General features: G+C 53.2%; 1 protein-coding gene. It reads right to left on the bottom strand.

The genetic code is table 11. The features are described from left to right. Positions 1–410: 410 nt before the first annotated feature. Positions 411–3,563, bottom strand: coding sequence for a hypothetical protein (locus QZR21_RS08285; protein WP_296097288.1), 3,153 nt, complete (start codon positions 3,561–3,563; stop codon positions 411–413). Positions 3,564–4,235 lie beyond the last annotated feature (672 nt).

The raw sequence follows: 4,235 nt of genomic DNA, 5'->3' as shown, positions 1-4,235 counted from the left end.
TACTGCACATTAAAGCACCTTCCTCTTGGGGCCCGGCCGACCGATGAACGTATGGGCTCACATGGAGAAAAGTGGATTTTCTGAGAGAATTCAAAAGGCGGCGCTTCCCAATCTGTGCGCCGCCACCTTCATTCCTCATTCCTAATTCCTAATTTTTCCGCGCCGCCACCACCATTCCTCATTCCTCATTCCTAATTCCTAATTTTTCCCGCGCCGCCACCTTTGCGGCAAGGCCGCTGATGGGATCTGATGCCATCCGGCCCACAGGGCCCTATTCTCTCGATCTCGACCTCGGTCTCGATCTCACTTGCCCGCAGGGCCTGTCCAGTTTTCCTAAAAGCTAGCCGCTAGAAGCTGGAAGCCCCCGGCTGTTCGCACGAGCTTAGCCACACAGCCACCGGAGGCTTTGATCAGAAATGGTATCCCACCAGTATATGGGCACCGATGCCTCTATGGCGGCCTGACCAGGTCTGGAGGTTTACATTCATATCCCAGGGGTTGTCCCTTGTGGCTTCTCTCTTCCACCCGGCTTCTGCCATGATGCTGTTTCCTCCGATATCCGCTTTCCGGATATCCGCAGACAGGAGAGGCAGGGATACAGCCGATACGTCGCCTCGGCTTTCACCGTCGAATTCATGGTCCAGTGCCAGGCCGTAGTAGAAGTCGTCCTGTCCGAAGCGGTTGTTGATCCGGAATCCCAGGCGCAGGAGATCACTATTCATGCTGTCCACATGGTAGGAAGCTCCCCCTGCCTGGAAGGAATCGCCCCCAAGATGGGTATGAAAGTACTTGCCATAGAGGTCCAGGTCCCGAGCTGCACGGAAGGCGCCGCCCCGGCTTACGCCGGCAGTTTCATGGGACAGTGCGAAGACATGGCCCACTCCGATACTTCCTGCCCAGTAGCTGGCATCGGTCCGGTAGCCAGAGCTGTCACCACTGCTATCAAAAAGTACGGAGTCTGCATTGTTTTTCAAACGGCCGAACCGCAGGCTGCCTTCCACATAGGTATTTGCAGTTCCCATGAATTTTGCCATGAGTCCGCCGCCGTTGTACCGGGCCGTTCCTTTTCCTGCTGTTCCTTCATCGGAAATGTGATAATGTCCCCTGCCGTATTCATAGAAAATGCTGTAGGAGAAATCGCCGCCCCCTGTCTTCTGTTCATTTCCGAGGCCCACCAGTCCATTCCAGGTATAGGTGGTGCTGTGGCTGCCGGTACGGTAATGGTCCTTGGATCCTCCAATGTCAGCGAAGGTATAAAGCCCCCCCTCTTCATCGGTCAATCCCTGAAGGACTCCTTCCATCCGTTCCCTTCCGGAGGCCAGGGTCCCCAGCGCCGCTTCATTGGCCACCAGTACGGAATGGGTCCCCTCGGCAGCGGAAACCGATCCTTTAGACACATCCATCCGGTAAATTACATTTCCCTGGTCATCCAGGGATGCCGCTCCCCTGCCGGTGAGGGCATTGCTGAGTGTCCAGCGGCCTTCTCCTCCCGTAAGGTTTGCGGAGGACAGGGTTTTATTGCCCTTCGTATCCAGGAGGGTCATAGTGTAATCTCCGGCCTGAGTCAGTGCCTTCAGGGAATTGTCGGTGAATTGGATATGCGATGTATCTACCTTGGTATCGGCCAGGTTGAAATGATGCGACGAATCCAGGGCGAGCACAGTGCCGCCGGTTTTCCAATCCAGGGTGCCGTAGCTGATCTGATCAATGGAACGGAGACCATAGGAGAGCACGTTATCATGGGACAGGGACAGCCCGGACTGCCCTGTCACCGTGACTCCGCCGTCAGCGTAATTCCATGTATGGGTAGAGGTACCTGCTGCAGACTGGTACAGCACTGAGAGCCCCTTCACGGAAGAGGCACCGGACGCGTCAATGAGCACCACTTCCTGTCCGAGATCGCCCCCCTGGGGAGAAAGATGGGAAATATCCAGTACCGCCGTATCCGGCAGGTTCACCGTATCGGTCACCTTCAGAGCTGCCGTGGAAGTATTGACGTCGTAGAAGGATACCCTGTCGAAGTTGTAGAGCCCCTTCACTTTACTGCCATTCCAGAGACTGCCGGTGCCGCCGCTGATGGTCCGGTAACCATCGGCATCATTATCAAAGACAGCGGTATAGCCCACATTCAACGCATTGCCGCCCTGGGACCTGCCGGAGTCATCGGAAGACCAGCCGTAAAGGTTGGCCCCGCTGATATCGGCAGTGCCACTGAGATTAATGGCATTGTCAGAGAAGGTACTGCCTGTGCCGGCACCGCCTGCAATATCCACAGTACCCCCATCCCGGCCGGTAATGGTGCCGCCGGAGATATTGACCACGTTGCCGGAAGCAGTGCCATGATCGCTGGAACCGCCCAGGACCTTATCTGCTTCGATGGTACCATTGGAGACTTGGACAAAGTTATTGACTGCGTTCCCCGCTTTCCTGCCGTACTCCTCATCACTACCTATCATGTCTGCGCCGGCAATCAGGGCGGCATTCACTTTGCCGCTGCCCGAAAGTTCCACGTAGTTTCCCTCAGCCCTGTTAGTACCATCCGCATCCTTCTCATTGGGATAACCACCTCCCAGGGGCGCAACAAGATACACGGCACCGGCCAGGGTACCATGATTCACAGTCACATCACCGCTGGTGGAAATGACCATCCTGTTGTGGGACAGAGTGTCCGCCCTTCCGAAACCGCCGGCCATGGTACGGGCATCCCGGCCATTATAATTACCGAGAGAGTTCCCGGTAAGGGTCACAGCCGTATTCCCGGTGATCGTGATTTCATTTCCCTTCACCGTCCCGAAGGAGGAATAGCCGCCTATTGCCAGATTATCCAGGGTCATGTTCCCATCGGTCATTGAAATGGAATTCCTGCTGACTTCATTGGTCCCGGTAAAATCCATGACCGGGGAGCTGATCTGAAAACCGCCGTAGAGTTCTTCTGAAACCGATGTATCTCCGGAAAGATATACCCCATTGTTCCGCACGTTACCAATGGATGCCTTCCCGCCTGCCACTACCGGGGTCCGTGTGGGATCTGTGGCAGCGACAGTGGAGGAGCGGATATAGACTTTATTGGAGACCGCATCCCTTTCTGCCTCCGAATGGGCTCCGTTTTCAGTCGCATATCCCCCGTACACGTCACCGGAAGAAGAGGCGTGATCCAAGGTCACTTCATTGCCGCTGGCAGTCCCCATAATTGACACACCACCGGTCACTTCGTCCACAGCAGTACCGGTGATGGTGACCTTATTTCCGGTAACATCCTGGTACATCCCCTCTCCACCGGAAATACGCCCCCAGCTGGAGTCCCCCTTCTCAATGATCAGATTCGTAATAAGCGATGCCTCGGAATTGCTGATCCGGGCCTCCGTATCGCTGACGGTCACCGTATTTCCGGAATACGACCTATTCCCGGAATTCTCGGTACCAGGGACCACATCCAGAGACTGGGCCATGGCCTGCACGCCGCCTGCCAAGGTGGATACTGCTATAAGGAGCAGGATCTGCCGGCGTAAATTGGTAAATTTTACTGATTTCTGTGATTGCCCATTTTTCCAATGTGTTTTCATAAAAATACCCCCGTTATCATGAAGTAAAACCATAAATACCAATTCCCAGTTACAGAACCGGTTTCTCCAGCTTTTGGAGTACCTATCTTTGAATTAGAAATTTTCAGATGTAATGGTTCGATTTTCCCTAAGAAAGTACATTTGAAAAATCCTATGCATCTTTCTAAATATTGTTTATGTAAAAATCGTTAAGAATATTATAAGGTATGAAACTGGATTTGTAAATCTAAATATTATAAAGTAAATTTATATACCTACATGTATAGAAAATGAAATAAAGTATGGATTAAGGAGGATGGCAGTCAAATGGCCGGTGGCTGGGTGATCAACGGCTGCGTCGCTAAAAGTTGAGATTTGAGGTCCCGCCTGCGGCGATTTCCATCATCATCTCTCAGCCGTTGGCAGCTCTCTTCTGGGAAGAGAGCCTCCTGCAGTGTCGATGGCTCGTTTTGGGTGTAGAGTCTTCAGGAATCCAACTGCGGCGGAGCAGCGGAATCTTCATTTTCTTCACTCAAATCTCAATTCTCCCGTAAAATCCCGTCATAGTCACTGATCTGAGAGATTTCTCGACTCATCGTAGCTGTAGCGATTTTTAAGAACAGAGCCACATAGCATACTGCCACCGCTCGAAATGCAGCAGTCCTGCAGAGGACTGCTGAGCCGGGCCCAAGT

The organism is uncultured Dialister sp., from assembly GCF_900541605.1.
GTDB lineage: Bacteria > Bacillota > Negativicutes > Veillonellales > Dialisteraceae > Dialister.
The sequence above is the reverse complement of the archived record's forward strand: the minus strand, read 5'-3'. Positions and strand labels throughout refer to the sequence as shown.